This is a genomic window from Mesorhizobium sp. WSM4844 (genome assembly GCF_055811775.1).
Genome location: NZ_JBVVQB010000160.1, coordinates 1 through 892, shown reverse-complemented (window position 1 = coordinate 892; position 892 = coordinate 1). Strand labels below are relative to the sequence as shown.

Below are 892 nucleotides of genomic sequence, written 5' to 3'. Positions count from 1 at the left end.
TCATCCTGCCGTCGCTGAAGCACTTCGCTCAACCCCTGTTCCAGTCGCAGAAGCTCCTCTCGACTGGTTGGCGACTCGTCAGCTTGATCGAACAGCCTCCGGGCCTCGGCAAGGTGCTGCTCATCGCCCACTTGCCGGGCCTGGCCCGCTTGCCCTTCTTCCAAGCCGGCGTCCTGCACCTGCGACGAAGCTGTTACACGGGATGGGTTCCTATTTCGCGGGTCCACACTAGCCTCACATCAAATTGTATCGTCAAAGTCCTGCGCCAATCCACGCAGCGGCTCATCGGGTTGAGATTCTGCCGAGAGCCCCTCGTCTGCTTTCATCAAGGGCGCCGGCTCCGGGAGAGCGCCTGTCTGGTTTTCAAAGATGCGTTTCAGAATGCGATCCGAAAAATATCGCACCTTTCTCAATTGCAATGGTGGCAGACCTTTGATGAGAACGATCTCGTACTCTTCGTTGAGCAGCCGCACCTGTTCGGGACGCAACAGCGGTGCACCTTGATGTGAATTCTGGATGTTCCAATCGAACGTTCGCGCCTGGCTGTAGGAAATCGATTGGGCTTGAAATGTGTATTCACCGATAGCTTTGGAAATGTAATTCGGAGTCTCGTCATCGGCAGTGGCCATGAACACTTGCAGGCCGGTATTGCTGAGAACATTCTGCTTGCCAGCCTCGCCATAAGCCCCCGTCAGAGCCGAAAGGCTTTGGATGATGAACATGAAGCGACCCTTGTAGCCCGCGACGGTCGTAATTGCGGTCTCGATCGCCTCCAGCTTACCCAAGTGCTTGAATTCATCGTGCAGAAAGAAGTGCAACGTCCTGAACTGCACGTCGCGCTTGCCTCTCGGCGGATTTGAAGCTCCCAAGATCGCGTGCTGTATCGCGCGGG

At 56.1% G+C, this 892-nt stretch carries 1 protein-coding gene; it reads right to left on the bottom strand.

Annotated elements, in window-relative coordinates; all coding sequences use genetic code 11:
• Positions 1 to 239: 239 nt before the first annotated feature.
• Positions 240 to 892: type IV secretory system conjugative DNA transfer family protein (locus AC0L2A_RS36230; RefSeq protein WP_473612975.1), on the bottom strand; the 653-nt coding region annotated here is incomplete at its 5' end.